This window comes from Bacteroides acidifaciens, from assembly GCF_024623065.1.
GTDB classification, from domain to species: Bacteria; Bacteroidota; Bacteroidia; order Bacteroidales; family Bacteroidaceae; genus Bacteroides; species Bacteroides acidifaciens.
This window is the reverse complement of the sequence record NZ_JANJZR010000044.1, coordinates 1-14,059: the sequence shown is the minus strand read 5'-3', so window position 1 is coordinate 14,059 and position 14,059 is coordinate 1. Positions and strand designations below refer to the sequence as shown.

Below are 14,059 nucleotides of genomic sequence, written 5' to 3'. Positions count from 1 at the left end.
GTCTTAAACTTTCAACTAATGATAGGCAAAGGTAAGCATTAATTGCAGAATAACATAAAAAATGCCTATTTTTGTGCATTAATCAGAATTATAGAGACATGAAAACAACCCTGCTCGTCGTTGGACGAACCGTAGAACAACACTATATTACAGCTATCAACGACTATATACAGCGCACCAAACGCTATATCACTTTTGACATGGAAGTGATTCCCGAACTGAAAAACACGAAGAGTCTTCCGATGGAAGTGCAGAAAGAGAAGGAAGGAGAACTGATACTGAAAGCCCTTCAACCGGGTGACGTCGTGGTGCTGCTCGATGAACACGGAAAAGAAATGCGCTCCCTTGAATTTGCCGATTACATGAAGCGGAAAATGAATACAGTGAACAAACGACTCGTTTTCATTATCGGAGGACCGTATGGCTTTTCAGATAAAGTGTATCAGGCGTCCCATGAAAAGATTTCAATGTCGAAAATGACTTTCTCGCATCAGATGATTCGGCTGATATTCGTGGAGCAAATTTATCGGGCAATGACGATATTGAACGGAGGGCCGTATCATCACGAGTAATACTTCCCGGACAAATCAAGAAAGAATGGAGCATTACACATCTCCATTCTTTTCATTTGTATAAAGTTCATCAAATACTCGTTGAAGCTCTTCTTCATCCATAATCAACTTCCGAAGTTCTGCCAAACGTTCGGCATTATCCGACTGAGGTATCCATAACTTCAAATATCCCCCTTCCGCATACTTATCATTAAGATGTTTACGAAAGCGAGCATATTGCTGTTCTTTATCCATCTCCGGATAATGAGACAATCCATATTGAACAGTACGGCGCAACGTTACTTCAGGATCAATAATACGGTCGGCTTCGGCAACTATTTTCCCATAGATGCTTCTCGGAGCCTGTTTATTGGAAGCCCGATGATCTTCTATCGCTTCTTTCATCTGCAACAGTTGTTCATCCGTAAACCAATGTCGCAAGGTTTCATCCGCCAGCAATATTCATATATTACTCCCGATTCATCAAACGATGCTCCGCCATCTGTTCGAATTTTGTTCCCGGACGACCGTAATTGGCATACGGATAGATGGAGATACCGCCACGGGGAGTAAAGATGCCTGTCACTTCAATGTATTTGGGATTCATTAGTTTAATAAGATCCTTCATTATGATATTCACGCAGTCCTCATGGAAAGCACCATGATTGCGGAAGCTGAAAAGATATAGTTTCAAGCTCTTGCTTTCTACCATTTTAATATCAGGAATGTAGCTGATACGTATTTCGGCAAAGTCCGGCTGCCCGGTGATGGGGCACAAGCTTGTAAATTCAGGGCAGTTGAAACGTACCCAATAGTCATTCTCAGGATGCTTGTTATCAAAGGCTTCCAATACTTCAGGAGCATAATCTTGTTTATACTCGGTCTTTCTTCCTAATAAAGAAAGTTGGTCTTTTAATTCTGTCATTGTACTCGTTAACTACAATCCCTACTCTAGATAAAAAACACATTTCCTCTTTCACCTATCACCTACTAGTCCTAAATACCTTATTCATAGGCATTTCAGTAGTGAATGATCCATTTTACAACCTATCACCGTATCTGTCACCTATCACCGTCAGTTCTTTAACCCACGGGGGATTTATCCGCATCCTATTTGTTACGGTATGTTTTGTGCCTTGAAACACGTTGTTTCAAGCCTTGGAACTACTAGTTTCAAGTAATAGAAACTTTAGTTTCTTACTATTGAAACTTTAGTTTCTTACTATTGAAACTTTAGTTTCTTACTGTTGAAACTTTAGTTTCTTACTGTTGAAACTCCAGTTTCTTACTGTTGAAACTCCAGTTTCTTACCGTTGAAACTCCAGTTTCTTACCGTTGAAACTAAATTAAACCGATACATTCCCCCGAACAGAAGCTACTATCCTATTTATTAGAGCTTACCGGTGATAACGGATGTGACGGCAAAATGTCGAATTTGGTTGCTGTCACCAATTGCCGTCACAAACCATTCGTTTCATATTCAAACGATTATCTACAGCAATGTGACAGATGACAGCAGAAAATGCATTTTTAATCTCTATGTAGAGATATTATTAATTCTTACTTTTTAAATACTTTTCCAGTCCTTCCCGACGCAGCGTACAAGCCGGACAATGCCCGCAACCATCTCCTTGAACACCATTATAGCATGTCAAAGTCTCGGTGCGAACCAGCTCCAATACTCCCAATTCGTCTGCCAAAGCCCATGTTTCCGCTTTATCAATCCACATCAGAGGGGTATGAATCACAAATTGTTCATCCATAGCCAGGTTCAATGTCACATTAAGGGACTTGATAAATGCATCGCGACAATCGGGATAACCGCTGAAATCTGTTTGGGAAACTCCTGTAACCAAGTGATTGATGCCACGTTCACGGGCATATACGGCTGCGATGCTTAGAAAGAACAGGTTACGTCCCGGGACAAATGTATTGGGAGCACTATCTGCCGGTTTCTCCTGGTCCATCACCATTGTAGCGTCAGTCAGGGAGTTACGTCCCAGCTTCCCGATGAAGGACACATCCATCACATCAAATTCCACTTCCGCCTTACGGGCTATTTCCCGTGCAAGTTCCACCTCCTTCTGATGTTTCTGACCATACAGGAAACTCAAGGCATATACTTTTTTAAAGTTACGTTTCGCCCAATACAGGCAAGTGGTGGAATCCTGTCCACCACTGAACACAACCAATGCTGCTTCTCTATTCATTGTTTATCTTAAATATCTTTGATTTTCAGTATATTGTATGAAATATCGGTATCGTAAACATCGCTACCGTCTATTTTCTTAATGGCTTTTACCACACGGATAGTCACCGGAAGGATAATCACTTCGTACATGGATTTCAGTACGATTTGGATTCCCATCATAATGAGCAGTTCTTTCCAGGCAATAATCCCGCCAAAAGCAACCGGAAAGAAAATCAATGAATCCGCCGTCTCGCCCACGACAGTCGACCAAATGGCTCGGGCGGAAAAGTTACGTCCCCGGCTGGCTACTTTCATCTTACTCATCACATATGCATTGAGGAACGAACCAACCAAGAATGCCATCAGACTGGCAGCCACAATGCGGGGAGCCATACCGAATACGAAATCAAAATGTTCTTCGCCTTCCCAAAAAGGAGCAGCCGGAATGGCAACTGCTATCAGTCCGAGGGCTACAACAAAGAAGTTCATCGCAAAACCGCTCCAAATGATAAGGCGTGCTTTCTTGAATCCCCAAACTTCGGCGATACAATCATTGATTATATAAGAAATAGGAAAAACCAATAATCCGGCGGTCACGGTCAGGCTACCGATTTGGATTACTTTCGTTTCAAGAAGATTGGCTGCAATGAGGCAAACATTAAAGAGAATACCCAGCAGCATAAAGGGTACAGATACTTTTTCTTTCATAATTCCTGTTTTTTACGTGGTGTTCTAGAATACACGACCGCTATTCACGGTATCATACTTTCTTTTTCTTTCGGGTTGCAAAGATAGAGGAAAAACTATGAAAAAGCAAAAGATATTTGATGATTGACCGGTTGCAACCTATAAATATCCTCGAAAAAGAGGAAGAATGCTACCGATATAAATATTTGGATGAATGAAAAAGAATGAAAATTTCCTAAAAGGCGAATCCTTTTCAGACGACCATGTGTTTAAAATCCATGTTTAACTAAAAGACCAGATCATGGAACATCAATTTAAAGAAGACGTAAAAGAAACAGCAATGCAGGCAAAAGAAAATGCCCGGCTTGCTGAAGAGAGAGCCGAAGAAGCTAAAGAGAGAGGTGCCGAAGCGAGTTCACATTCGGGCGAAAGCTTGAAAGAGAAAGTACAGCATGCCGCACATGTTGTCCAGGAAAAGGCAACAGAAGCAACGAACACTGTGAAAGAAAAAGCCACGGAAGCAGCCCATACCGCACAAGAGGCTGCTCAAAAAGCTAAACACAGAGTACAGGAAATGCTGGATTAACAGTAAAACATGAGCCTTCCAGCCAGTTGTCGTCTATGGCAGGAAGGCTCATCTATCCATCTTAAAGAACATATCGCTTAATCAAAAATCATATCAGGAAAATTCTTTCAGTTCTTCTTTCAACCGCTTACGGATGAAGAACAAACGGCTCTTCACCGTTCCCATCGGCAATCCTAATTTTTCGGCAATCTCCCTATACTTAAATCCGGCGACAAACATCTGAAAAGGTACTTTCATATCGTCAGGAATAGAATGTAATACACGATACAGTTGCTTCATATCATAAGCCAATTCAAACTTGTCACCATCTTCATCTTCAATCATGTGCTGCTGATGGATAGAATAGGTATCATCTATGATATTCATTTCACGAATCGTACGACGATAATTATTCACAAAAATATTGCGCATAAGTGTGTACATCCATCCTTTGAGGTTCTTACTATATGCAAACTTCTCATGATTATCCAATGCCTGTAATACACAATCCTGAACCAAATCTTTGGCAGAATCACGATCTGCCGTCAATTTATACGCAAAGCGTTGTAAATCTGATTGTATATCTAATATTCCTTGTGTAAATTCCACTTTTCCCATCGTCGTATTTCTTTTATCTGATTAGTACGGTACAAAGATCCGCTTTTTTAGAATGGTTATAAATAGCAATTCTTCCGATTAGTTTGGCAATTTTTCCTTTGGGCTTCTCAACCATTTCTTTTTTAGTTGTTCATTGGGCATTCATCTGAAACTTAACTTATAATGAAAACAAGCTTTAAAATGGCAGCCATGCTACCGGGGATGGGAATTTTTCCTCTGTGCCCAAGCACAATTCTTCACCCCCGTCATGCCAATCGGTCGAATATGTTGGTACAGTATTCTTTCTAATCAAGTCAGTATAAAAGTTTGAAGCCGCCTCAAAACAGTTGTTTGAGACGGCTTCTGCTATAAAAATTGTAACGGATTATGCGCAATTAGAATTTGTAGTCAAGGCTCACACCAAACACTTTATTAGTGCGGCTATATACATTAGTACCGGACAATCCCGTACCATTATAATTCTTTGAAGTTTTAGTATAATCTTCATAGGTAGTCCACATATAACCAACATTCAGGTTAGCTCTTTCACTCAATGCCACTTTCGCTCCAACTCCTAATGTATAGGAGTCGCAAGAGAAACTGGTATCGCTCTGAAAATTGTCAGACAATCCGTAATCAGTAATCTGTCCACCACAACTCAAGGTCAATCGTTTGATTACATCCCATTCGACTCCCATCAGATATTCGTTTGTTCCCTTTGTCAGATATTTCTGTTTTCCATCAGCCATTCCCGCTTTCTTGTCATCATAGAAATGGTATTCTACAGATGCACGCAGTACAGGTAGAAATTCATAAGCAGCCGCAACAGAAAGCATGGAAGGTATATCATTAGGAGTGTTCACACCATGCTTGAAAGGTGCCAGTGCATCCGTTTCTACAGAAGCTTCAATTTTTTTTGTATTGTTTTCTATATTAAGATTAGTTCTGAATTCATACTTAGCACCAATATTCAATTTGCCCAACTTAGCATCCACACCAATAACGGGAGTGAATCCCCAACCTGTCTGATCACAGTCTAAAGCCAAATGCATCAAGTCGGCTCCTCCTAAGTCTGCTTTCATTTTAGCATCCAAAAAGCCCACATAACCACCAGTAAAATAATTCATGCGTCCTCCCGCAAAAGCAGAAAGCCAATCATTTATTTTATAAGATAACCCTAATTGCAATGCATAAATATATTGCTTGCCATCCATAGCAGTGCTAATGTCATACATACCAGGAATAACGATAGGGCTTTTTCCACCAGGAGTTAAATGTTTCTCTAAACTTTCCCGAAAGATACCTGCCATAGCCACCGACTCAAACATTGGCAAACCGTCATCAAATGAAGCTTTACCACCTCCACCGGTAATTGCAAAGAAACCGGAAATAGTCCAATCACCTTTTTTATAAGCTGCAAATACACTCGGAATAATAGGAGCAGCAGCCTTTCCTTCATAATATTTAGAATATGGTTTTTCTGAATGAGTAAGAATTGGTTGCTGGGTAGTAGGATCAATACCACTAAAACCATTATACGTCAAAAAGCTGGCATCAATATTTCTTGTTTGAAAAGCACTCTGAATACTCAAACCCATATAGAAACCATCATTCGGCAAAAAAGCCAAACCGGCAGGATTAGACAAGGCACCATCTATTTCGATAGTAGCACCACGAGATAACATACGAAGAAAAGCAGCGTGTTGATTAGTATTTGTCAGAAGACCTCCGGCAAAAGTTGGAATTGAAACGATTAGCATCACAAATCCAATCAAGGAAATTTTTCTCATCTAAATCTTTTTTAAATTATTTCGGGCGCAAAGATACAACATTATTGCACACAGAATATATGTTTGTGCATTTATTTTCATTCACCCGCCCATTTTAATTGAAAAACAAACTGTTTCTAATGAAACAATCTACATTTATCATCAATCGAAAAGCAAACAAACCCACCTGTTTTTACATTTTTATAGTATAATAAATTAACATGAATTCGAAATATAATCAGAAAATAGACAGTTGTCCGTCATTGACAAAATTCACGTCAATAGCGGGCTTCTTCTCAAAAAAGCAGTATGCTGCGATAGCCGAAAGAGTTGGCTATGAAGTTATTGAATGAACGATGTCTGGAGTGTTCTATCTGTGTCATATTCTTCAGTTCGCCATCGACCGTTTCAATCAAAGCTCTTTTTCTGAGCAGCAAAAAGCACCCTAACCACCCTAGGAAGCACTCCCTATAAAATAACAACATTTTTGAATGAGCAACGAAATCCTAAATGAAAGAGCCGTGCCCCTGCAACCGGACGGCGAATGGGAAATCAGTCATCTTGCTCCCTGATTTCGTCGTTTTTTCTTGGCAACTCCAACTAGAATATGTAATATTGCAACTATAAAACATTCAGCTTATGACACTGGATTATATTTATCACAGCGGTTTCGCCATCGAAGCGGAAGGCATGACCGTTATCATTGATTACTACAAAGATTCTTCCGAATCCGAACATAACCGGGGAATCGTACATGACTATCTCCTGCAAAGGCCGGGTAAACTGTACGTCTTGGCTACCCATTTCCATCCCGATCACTTCAACCGTGAGATATTGGCGTGGAAAGAACAACGTCCCGACATTCAATATATCTTCTCCAAAGACATCCTGAAATCACACCGCGCCAAAACCGAAGATGCTTTCTATATTAAGAAAGGAGAAACCTACGAGGATGACACCATCCGCATTGACGCGTTCGGCTCGACGGATGTAGGCAGTTCGTTCCTGATTCATCTGCAAGGTTGGAGTATTTTCCATGCCGGCGACCTGAACAACTGGCACTGGAGTGAAGAATCTACCGAAACTGAGATACGAAAAGCCAACGGTGATTTCCTTGCAGAAGTTAAATATTTAAAAGAAAAAGCGCCAAACATTGATTTAGCACTGTTTCCGGTAGACCGGAGAATGGGAAAAGATTACATGAAAGGGGCAAAACAGTTCATCGAACAAATAAAAACTACTATATTTGTGCCCATGCACTTCAGTGAAGATTACGAAGGCGGCAACGCGCTTCAAAGTTTTGCCGAAAATGCAGGATGCCGTTTTATCAGCATCACCCATCGGGGTGAAAGTTTTGAAATTACCAAATAAACACATTATAATTATGAATAAATTTACGATTCTGTTTCTTACCTTGTTCCTCGCATTGCCGATGGCAATGAAGGCAAATTCTGTAAAAGACCAAAAAGACGATACCAGATATCTTGTAGGGGCTGTTCCCGAAGTGGATGGTAAAGTAGTATTCTCCAAGGAATTCCAGATTCCCGGAATGAGCCGGACACAAATCTACAATACAGTAATGAAGTGGATGGACGAACGCCTGAAAGAAAATAAGAACATCGACAGCCGCATCGTCTTTTCCGACGAAGACAAAGGCACTATTGCCGGTGTGGGAGAAGAATGGATTGTATTCAGTTCCAGTGCATTGTCTTTAGACCGTACTCTTATCAATTACCAGATTACAGTGACTTGCAAACCCGGAAACTGCCTGGTAGAACTGGAAAAGATACGTTTTACCTACCGCGATACTGAAAAATATAAAGCGGAAGAATGGATTACCGACAAATATGCGCTTAACAAAACGAAGACCAAACTGGTGCGCGGATTGGCTAAATGGCGTAGAAAAACGGTAGATTTCGCGGATGATATATTCATGGATGTAGCCGTAGCTTTCGGAGCACCGGATACTCGTCCGAGAGCAGAGAAAAAGAAGAAGGAAGAAGAGCAGAAGACTCCGTCAATCGTTGCAGCCGCAGGGCCTATTGTCATTGGTGGCACAAATGCGAAGACTGATATTAAAGTGACGACTACCGAACCTGCCCAGAAGACTGTTCCCGCCGCAACTCTTACTCCTGCTACTCCTGCAGGCAAGGTTTCTGCAGATATGCCGGGTTATACAGAGGTTAATTTGAAGCAGATTCCGGGCGAAGTATATGCTTTAATGGGAAGCGGAAAATTGGTTATCAGTATCGGAAAGGATGAGTTCAACATGACAAATATGACTGCAAATGCCGGTGGTGCGCTGGGTTATCAGTCGGGCAAGGCCGTGGCTTACTGCACGCTTTCTCCCGAACAGTCTTATGATGCCATCGAAAAAGCGGACAGTTATACACTGAAACTCTATGCTCCGAACCAAACAACTCCGTCGGCTGTTATTGAATGTAAAAAACTGCCTTCACAAACCGCTCCGCAAGCTGGACAACCCCGTACATATGTCGGTGAGATTGTGAAGCTCTTAATGAAAAGATAAAAAAGATTGCAACAATGGAAATAAAAAGTAAATTTGACCATTTCAATATCAATGTAACAAATCTGGAACGTAGCATTGCTTTCTACGAGAAAGCGCTCGGCTTGAAAGAACATCACCGGAAAGAAGCTTCCGACGGTTCGTTCACGTTAGTTTATCTGACAGATAACGAGACGGGCTTTCTTCTGGAATTGACTTGGCTGAAAAATCATACCACTCCGTATGAACTGGGCGAAAATGAAAGCCATCTCTGTTTTCGTGTGGCCGGTGATTATGATGCAGTCAGGGCTTATCACAAAGAAATGAATTGTGTATGTTTTGAAAATACTGCCATGGGGCTTTATTTCATCAACGACCCGGACGACTATTGGATTGAGATACTTCCACAGAAGTAATTGAAAGTGCGTTAAAATATCCCAATAATAAGATTACCCCTGTTACAGCTATCTGTGACAGGGGTAATTTATTTTCAGGAGAGAGTGCTTTACTCCATTATCAGTCATTTAATAAATACATAACAGATGCCTAAGACACTTGCTACCACATAGAAACATCCCGGAGCAAACAGTTTACATAATAATCTTGTAAGAGGCATAGTGGAAAATGCCAAGATTTCATCCGGAGTCTTCGGATTGCATATAACCGTTACCTTATCTCCTACGTGAGGTGTCTTTTGAGAATATAACTTATGAGAACAATGAGCCGTTTCCACGATAAAATCATAGGTGGCTATTCGACGATGCATTTCTTTCTCTTCATCCGATTTATACTCCACTATGGGACAATTCGCAGTAATATCACCATCATCGCTACTATAAGTCTTAGTCTGTACCTCCACAACCCTTCCATACATCTTTATTCTGCTATTCTTCATTATACCAACAAACATCATCCAGACCATCACCGTTCTTAATATCAAGGAAATTCCCTTAAACAGTAGTATAATTGCCGCTACGCAAATAGTAATATTGATTATCACGATATTTATTTCTTATGTCGATTTGCTCTTTTCTTACGAATTTCCGCTTTCATCTTCGCTGCTCCCGAACCGTGTTGTCCACGAATATAGGTCGCTTTCTTCGCTTTCGTTTTCACTTTTTCCTCTTCTTTGGGCTTATCTTTCTTGCCTTTAAAGACGATTCCACCCATTATTGCTTCTTCTATACTCATATAATATACATTATTAATATTCACATTTCCAACGGCAAAGATAATCCTTTTCTACGGATTTATTTATCTTTGCCGACTAAAACAATACATAACCCTCAATGACAACAACAATTCTTTCCATAGAAAAGGACCCGATGGGAGCCGCTATTTCTGATTATTTCAATCATCGCAGAGCCGACCGCTTACGAGTATTTTCTTCTCAATTCGAGGAAGATGAAATCCCTGTCAAGAAACTGTTCCGCAATATCCAATCCATGCCTGTACTGGAACATACCGCTCTCCAAATGGCCACAGGACGGATATTAGATGTAGGTGCGGGAAGCGGCTGCCATGCGCTGGCACTTCAGGAAATGGGAAAAGACGTATGCGCCATTGATATTTCTCCGCTATCTGTCGAGGTTATGAAACAACGGGGAGTCAATGACACACATCTTATCAATCTCTTTGATGAAACATTTACCGAAACGTTCGATTCTATCCTGATGCTGATGAATGGTTCGGGAATTATCGGAAGGTTAAGCAATATGCCCGGCTTCTTTCAACGGATGAAACGCATCCTTCGCCCCGGGGGATGCATATTGATGGACTCCAGTGACCTTCGTTATCTTTTCGAGGAAGAAGATGGCAGCATAGTCATTGATTTAGCCGGAGATTATTACGGAGAAGTTGATTTCCAGATGCAGTATAAGGATGTGAAAGGAGATACATTCGATTGGTTATACATAGATTTCCAGACACTTAGCTTATATGCATCCGAATATGGGTTCAAAGCCGAACTGGTAAAAAAAGGCAAACACTACGATTATTTGGCAAAACTCAGTCTCGACTGAATAATTCAAGATAAATATAGTGACGCTATGCGGTAAGGATAGTGACGCTATGTAACAGAAATAGTGACGCCATCCCGATGTGATAGCGTCACTATATTTATGTGGTATAAATCACTAAAGAATAGCCGTATATCACTTCAGCATTTCATCAATCATCCGCACAAGGGAAGCAAACTCTTCCTCATTATACAAACGAGTCAATTTTACGATTTTCCCTTCTTTATCTATCAGCACATTTCTTGTTATACCGGATTCACGCAAGGCATATTTTGCGAAAATATCAGCTCCCGGATCTAATCCCAACGGATAAGTGACTCCTGTAGATTTGGCAAAAGCAAGCACTTTATCAAGCGGTTCGTCACGGTCAATACCAATCAATGCAAAACCAGCATTGTCTTTATGTTTCAGCCAAATATCCTTTTCTATAAATGGCATTTCTTTCCTACATACACCACACCAACTCGCTGTAAACTGCAACATCACCACTTTCCCCCGAAGAGAAGACAAGCTTACCTGTTTGCCATCGGTCAAAGTAATCGTGAAATCGGGAGCCGTCTCTCCTACCCGAACGATATATCCTATACTATCCGCTTCGGCAATCACCGTTTCCGGAGTCACTTCCACGCTATCCGATGCTGTTTCAGCGCTCGCCGTTCCCCTCTTCTGACCGGAACATGCCAATATACTTATGACAAAAAATGCCATTCCACACACATTCATAATTCTCTTTTTCATCTTCTTATAATCATTAGTGAGACTGCAAATATAAAAAAAGTGCGCGATGTATTTGCATTTTTAGAATAAATTCATACCTTTGCACCCGCAAAAGAAAATAACGCCTCTTTAGCTCAGTTGGCCAGAGCACGTGATTTGTAATCTCGGGGTCGTTGGTTCGAATCCGACAAGAGGCTCACTAATGAAAAAGCTGTTTATCGATATGGTAAACAGCTTTTTTATTTAATACTTATGCTCAAGACTTCTGCCTACGGAATACGACTACGCTGACAGCTATCAAAATCAAAAGAATCCCAATCGCGCTATTCGCCGTAAAAAGCTCTTTGAAAACTAAAATTCCTATTACAACTGCTGTCAATGGTTCCATAGCTCCCAAAATTGAGGTTAATGTAGGTCCTGCATATTTGATTGCCTGCACCAAGGTTATATTAGAAATAGCAGTTGCCGGCAAAGCAAGCCCTAAAATTATCAGCCAAGTATATCCATCTGACACTAACTGGAGTCCAGAAGTACAAAAAGCTCCTATAAGGTAAAAAACAGTTCCAAAGCCCATGATGCAACAAGTCAGTGCCGTAGAATTTATTTGCACAGCCCGCGTTGTCCGTACTCCAATTATATATCCTGCGTATGAAAAAACAGAGATACAGGCGGCAACCAGACCGGCTATTGTATTCCCGTCCTTCGCTTCCAACTCTCCCAATGAAAGTAAAGTCGCCCCCAACAAAGACATCAAGACGGCAAGCATCACTAAAAGAGACTTCTTTTCCCTAAAGAAAAACATCATCGCCAGAGCAACAGCCAAGGGATACATAAAATGTATCGTAGAAGCCACTCCGCTAGCAATATTCTGATAAGCAATAATCAAACTAAAGGAAGTGATTGCCCGCAACAAACTCAGCAGAAATACAACTCCGAAATCTTTTCTAGCCAACCGGAAATTGCATCCGGACAGCATACCGAATATAATCAGCACAACCGACGCCACTCCCCAACGATAAGAAAGCACTTCAAATGCTGAAAAGCCTGCTAACAGCAGAGTGATAGAAAAAAACGGAGCAAGCCCAAAAGTGGAAGAGGATACTGCCGCATAAAGTATGCCTTTTATACGATTCATGGATATATTCAACTAAATTCCAATATATTTCGATGCAAAGATAGCGAAATGTCCAGACATGAGAAATTGTAAATCCAATTGTTTAATAGTTTTCAATAACCGTTTGAAAATGAATCCCTCCATGAAACAGTTAGCCATATAAGGAAAAAAAAAGTTAATAAAGAAAAATCTTGAATTATTTCAATGCTTTTCTTTTTTCATTTGCCTAATATTGCAATTTCATTTATAAAACAATCTAAAAGAATATGAACCAAAATATGAAAATAGACTTTGCAATCAGAGTAGCGCAGCAATCAGATGTTATTGAGCTGAGAGATTTATATAAGAATACAGTACTTGAAATAAACAGGCGTGATTACTCACAGGAGGAAGTAGAAGACTGGGCATCCTGTGGAGATGACCTCGCTAAAATAAAGGGGATGATAGAGACACACTATTTTATTGTGGCTGTTGATCAACAATCGCAGGTCGTCGGCTTTTCGTCCATTACACCACAAGGTTATTTACACTCCATGTTCATTCACAAAGATTTTCAAGGTAAAGGTATTGCCACTATGCTTTTGAAAGAAATAGAGCGGTATGCAATTGCAGAGGGTATTAAGCAAATCACATCAGAAGTAAGTATAACAGCCCGTCCTTTCTTTGAAAAAAACGGCTACGCTGTAAAAATGGAACAAAAGCGCAGAGCTAATCAGTGTTGTCTAACTAACTTTTGGATGGCAAAAGACTTGGATAAATTAAATAAGGAGTTATAACATGAATATCAAGAAAATAAATAATGAAGAATACAACAAAGCGATACAATTATCACTTGCTGTATTTACTAAATGCGGAACAACAGACTTCAATGCCAACGGATTAAAAACATTTAAAAAGTTCGTTTATAACAAGGAATTAATAAATGAGCTCACTATTTGGGGGGCTTTTGACAACAATGAGCTTGTTGGTATAATTGGTACTAAACTCAACGGCACACATATCTCTCTATTTTTCATAAATCCAGACTATCACCGCAAAGGCATAGGTAGAGAATTATTTAATTGCGCTTATGCAAATCAAATAGTAAATAAAATAACAGTGAATTCTTCATCCTATGCCATAAGGTTCTATGAAAGTTTAGGCTTTTCTAAAATAGCCGAAGAACAGGAAACTGACGGGCTTAGATACACTCCCATGATTAAGATACAGAACAAACTATGACATCGGACTATTTGTGAAGCCCATCTTATGGAAGTATACAGAATGCGTAACTATTCAGCGAGAACAAAGGATACGAAGAATTAGCCCGTCAGTTTAGACGAGCGCCAATATAGCTTTAAGAGG

General features: G+C 40.3%; 17 protein-coding genes, 1 tRNA gene and 2 pseudogenes. 9 read left to right on the top strand and 11 right to left on the bottom strand.

Annotated elements, in window-relative coordinates; all coding sequences use genetic code 11:
• The first annotated feature begins 98 nt into the window (after nucleotides 1–98).
• Nucleotides 99–572 (top strand): 23S rRNA (pseudouridine(1915)-N(3))-methyltransferase RlmH, encoded by a 474-nt coding sequence (rlmH, locus tag NSB03_RS13040; RefSeq protein WP_128824361.1) that lies wholly within the window; start codon nucleotides 99–101, stop codon nucleotides 570–572.
• Between the two features lie 33 nt (nucleotides 573–605).
• Here the strand turns inward: rlmH and NSB03_RS13035 are convergent.
• The 4 genes and pseudogenes from NSB03_RS13035 to NSB03_RS13020 form a co-directional block, all read right to left on the bottom strand.
• Nucleotides 606–1,013: pseudogene (locus tag NSB03_RS13035) on the bottom strand (HD domain-containing protein); the annotation flags it as partial.
• A gap of 7 nt (nucleotides 1,014–1,020) precedes the next feature.
• A complete protein-coding gene (gene queF / locus NSB03_RS13030; RefSeq protein WP_007758153.1) occupies nucleotides 1,021–1,476 on the bottom strand; it encodes a preQ(1) synthase in 456 nt (151 codons plus the stop codon).
• 628 nt (nucleotides 1,477–2,104) lie between these two features.
• Nucleotides 2,105–2,761 (bottom strand): 7-cyano-7-deazaguanine synthase QueC, encoded by a 657-nt coding sequence (gene queC, locus NSB03_RS13025; protein ID WP_024987555.1) that lies wholly within the window; start codon nucleotides 2,759–2,761, stop codon nucleotides 2,105–2,107.
• Nucleotides 2,762–2,769: 8 nt separating this feature from the next.
• A complete protein-coding gene (locus NSB03_RS13020) occupies nucleotides 2,770–3,450 on the bottom strand; it encodes a queuosine precursor transporter (protein ID WP_024987554.1) in 681 nt (226 codons plus the stop codon).
• Nucleotides 3,451–3,730: 280 nt separating this feature from the next.
• On the opposite strand from NSB03_RS13020, the gene NSB03_RS13015 reads away from it, so the two are divergent.
• Nucleotides 3,731–4,015: a hypothetical protein gene (locus tag NSB03_RS13015; protein WP_024987553.1), complete on the top strand. Its 285-nt coding sequence runs from the start codon at nucleotides 3,731–3,733 to the stop codon at nucleotides 4,013–4,015.
• A gap of 93 nt (nucleotides 4,016–4,108) precedes the next feature.
• On the opposite strand, the gene NSB03_RS13010 is transcribed toward NSB03_RS13015, so the two are convergent.
• From NSB03_RS13010 to NSB03_RS13000, 3 genes and pseudogenes are all read right to left on the bottom strand, one after another.
• Nucleotides 4,109–4,612 (bottom strand): RNA polymerase sigma factor, encoded by a 504-nt coding sequence (locus NSB03_RS13010; RefSeq protein WP_024987552.1) that lies wholly within the window; start codon nucleotides 4,610–4,612, stop codon nucleotides 4,109–4,111.
• Nucleotides 4,613–4,986: 374 nt separating this feature from the next.
• Nucleotides 4,987–6,381 (bottom strand): OmpP1/FadL family transporter, encoded by a 1,395-nt coding sequence (locus NSB03_RS13005; protein WP_024987551.1) that lies wholly within the window; start codon nucleotides 6,379–6,381, stop codon nucleotides 4,987–4,989.
• 217 nt (nucleotides 6,382–6,598) lie between these two features.
• Nucleotides 6,599–6,797 (bottom strand): annotated as a pseudogene (locus NSB03_RS13000) (transposase); the annotation flags it as partial.
• 202 nt (nucleotides 6,798–6,999) lie between these two features.
• Here NSB03_RS13000 and NSB03_RS12995 point away from each other — a divergent pair.
• From NSB03_RS12995 to NSB03_RS12985, 3 genes are read left to right on the top strand one after another with little or no spacing between them, the layout of a single operon-like run.
• On the top strand, nucleotides 7,000–7,731 hold the full coding sequence (locus NSB03_RS12995) for an MBL fold metallo-hydrolase (protein ID WP_024987550.1): 732 nt from the start codon (nucleotides 7,000–7,002) through the stop codon (nucleotides 7,729–7,731).
• Nucleotides 7,732–7,744: 13 nt separating this feature from the next.
• A complete protein-coding gene (locus NSB03_RS12990; RefSeq protein ID WP_024987549.1) occupies nucleotides 7,745–8,890 on the top strand; it encodes a DUF4468 domain-containing protein in 1,146 nt (381 codons plus the stop codon).
• Nucleotides 8,891–8,904: 14 nt separating this feature from the next.
• Nucleotides 8,905–9,282, top strand: a complete 378-nt coding sequence (locus NSB03_RS12985; protein WP_024987548.1) for a VOC family protein — start codon at nucleotides 8,905–8,907, stop codon at nucleotides 9,280–9,282.
• Nucleotides 9,283–9,386: 104 nt separating this feature from the next.
• On the opposite strand, the gene NSB03_RS12980 is transcribed toward NSB03_RS12985, so the two are convergent.
• Both NSB03_RS12980 and NSB03_RS12975 read right to left on the bottom strand, forming a co-directional pair.
• Nucleotides 9,387–9,806: a hypothetical protein gene (locus tag NSB03_RS12980; protein ID WP_128824360.1), complete on the bottom strand. Its 420-nt coding sequence runs from the start codon at nucleotides 9,804–9,806 to the stop codon at nucleotides 9,387–9,389.
• Nucleotides 9,807–9,871: 65 nt separating this feature from the next.
• Complete coding sequence (locus tag NSB03_RS12975) at nucleotides 9,872–10,057, bottom strand: hypothetical protein (RefSeq protein ID WP_024987546.1); 186 nt, start codon at nucleotides 10,055–10,057, stop codon at nucleotides 9,872–9,874.
• A gap of 98 nt (nucleotides 10,058–10,155) precedes the next feature.
• On the opposite strand from NSB03_RS12975, the gene NSB03_RS12970 reads away from it, so the two are divergent.
• Complete coding sequence (locus NSB03_RS12970; protein WP_024987545.1) at nucleotides 10,156–10,887, top strand: class I SAM-dependent methyltransferase; 732 nt, start codon at nucleotides 10,156–10,158, stop codon at nucleotides 10,885–10,887.
• 132 nt (nucleotides 10,888–11,019) lie between these two features.
• Here NSB03_RS12970 and NSB03_RS12965 read toward each other — a convergent pair whose 3' ends face one another.
• On the bottom strand, nucleotides 11,020–11,622 hold the full coding sequence (locus NSB03_RS12965) for a TlpA family protein disulfide reductase (RefSeq protein WP_024987544.1): 603 nt from the start codon (nucleotides 11,620–11,622) through the stop codon (nucleotides 11,020–11,022).
• A 102-nt stretch (nucleotides 11,623–11,724) separates the two neighbouring features.
• Here NSB03_RS12965 and NSB03_RS12960 point away from each other — a divergent pair.
• Nucleotides 11,725–11,798, top strand: a tRNA-Thr gene (locus NSB03_RS12960).
• A gap of 59 nt (nucleotides 11,799–11,857) precedes the next feature.
• Here the strand turns inward: NSB03_RS12960 and NSB03_RS12955 are convergent.
• The gene (locus NSB03_RS12955) at nucleotides 11,858–12,736 is read right to left on the bottom strand and encodes a DMT family transporter (RefSeq protein ID WP_024987543.1); all 879 of its coding nucleotides are present in this window, start codon (nucleotides 12,734–12,736) and stop codon (nucleotides 11,858–11,860) included.
• Nucleotides 12,737–12,993: 257 nt separating this feature from the next.
• Here NSB03_RS12955 and NSB03_RS12950 point away from each other — a divergent pair, with 257 nt between their 5' ends.
• Entirely contained in the window at nucleotides 12,994–13,491 is a 498-nt protein-coding gene (locus NSB03_RS12950) for a GNAT family N-acetyltransferase (RefSeq protein ID WP_024987542.1), read from the top strand.
• A gap of 1 nt (nucleotide 13,492) precedes the next feature.
• Nucleotides 13,493–13,936 carry a GNAT family N-acetyltransferase gene (locus NSB03_RS12945; protein ID WP_024987541.1) on the top strand — a complete coding sequence of 148 codons (444 nt, stop codon included), beginning with the start codon at nucleotides 13,493–13,495 and terminating at the stop codon, nucleotides 13,934–13,936.
• The last annotated feature ends 123 nt before the right edge of the window (nucleotides 13,937–14,059 follow it).

What these genes read in the sequence shown, in the direction of transcription:
- NSB03_RS12995 (WP_024987550.1), top strand. Translation starts at nt 7,000, where the DNA reads ATGACACTGGATTATATTTATCACAGCGGTTTCGCCATCGAAGCGGAA.
- NSB03_RS13010 (WP_024987552.1), bottom strand. Translation starts at nt 4,612, where the DNA reads ATGGGAAAAGTGGAATTTACACAAGGAATATTAGATATACAATCAGAT.
- NSB03_RS12975 (WP_024987546.1), bottom strand. Translation starts at nt 10,057, where the DNA reads ATGAGTATAGAAGAAGCAATAATGGGTGGAATCGTCTTTAAAGGCAAG.
- NSB03_RS13015 (WP_024987553.1), top strand. Translation starts at nt 3,731, where the DNA reads ATGGAACATCAATTTAAAGAAGACGTAAAAGAAACAGCAATGCAGGCA.
- NSB03_RS13005 (WP_024987551.1), bottom strand. Translation starts at nt 6,381, where the DNA reads ATGAGAAAAATTTCCTTGATTGGATTTGTGATGCTAATCGTTTCAATT.
- queC (WP_024987555.1), bottom strand. Translation starts at nt 2,761, where the DNA reads ATGAATAGAGAAGCAGCATTGGTTGTGTTCAGTGGTGGACAGGATTCC.
- NSB03_RS13020 (WP_024987554.1), bottom strand. Translation starts at nt 3,450, where the DNA reads ATGAAAGAAAAAGTATCTGTACCCTTTATGCTGCTGGGTATTCTCTTT.
- NSB03_RS12945 (WP_024987541.1), top strand. Translation starts at nt 13,493, where the DNA reads ATGAATATCAAGAAAATAAATAATGAAGAATACAACAAAGCGATACAA.
- NSB03_RS12985 (WP_024987548.1), top strand. Translation starts at nt 8,905, where the DNA reads ATGGAAATAAAAAGTAAATTTGACCATTTCAATATCAATGTAACAAAT.
- NSB03_RS12990 (WP_024987549.1), top strand. Translation starts at nt 7,745, where the DNA reads ATGAATAAATTTACGATTCTGTTTCTTACCTTGTTCCTCGCATTGCCG.
- rlmH (WP_128824361.1), top strand. Translation starts at nt 99, where the DNA reads ATGAAAACAACCCTGCTCGTCGTTGGACGAACCGTAGAACAACACTAT.
- NSB03_RS12970 (WP_024987545.1), top strand. Translation starts at nt 10,156, where the DNA reads ATGACAACAACAATTCTTTCCATAGAAAAGGACCCGATGGGAGCCGCT.
- queF (WP_007758153.1), bottom strand. Translation starts at nt 1,476, where the DNA reads ATGACAGAATTAAAAGACCAACTTTCTTTATTAGGAAGAAAGACCGAG.
- NSB03_RS12950 (WP_024987542.1), top strand. Translation starts at nt 12,994, where the DNA reads ATGAAAATAGACTTTGCAATCAGAGTAGCGCAGCAATCAGATGTTATT.
- NSB03_RS12955 (WP_024987543.1), bottom strand. Translation starts at nt 12,736, where the DNA reads ATGAATCGTATAAAAGGCATACTTTATGCGGCAGTATCCTCTTCCACT.
- NSB03_RS12965 (WP_024987544.1), bottom strand. Translation starts at nt 11,622, where the DNA reads ATGAAAAAGAGAATTATGAATGTGTGTGGAATGGCATTTTTTGTCATA.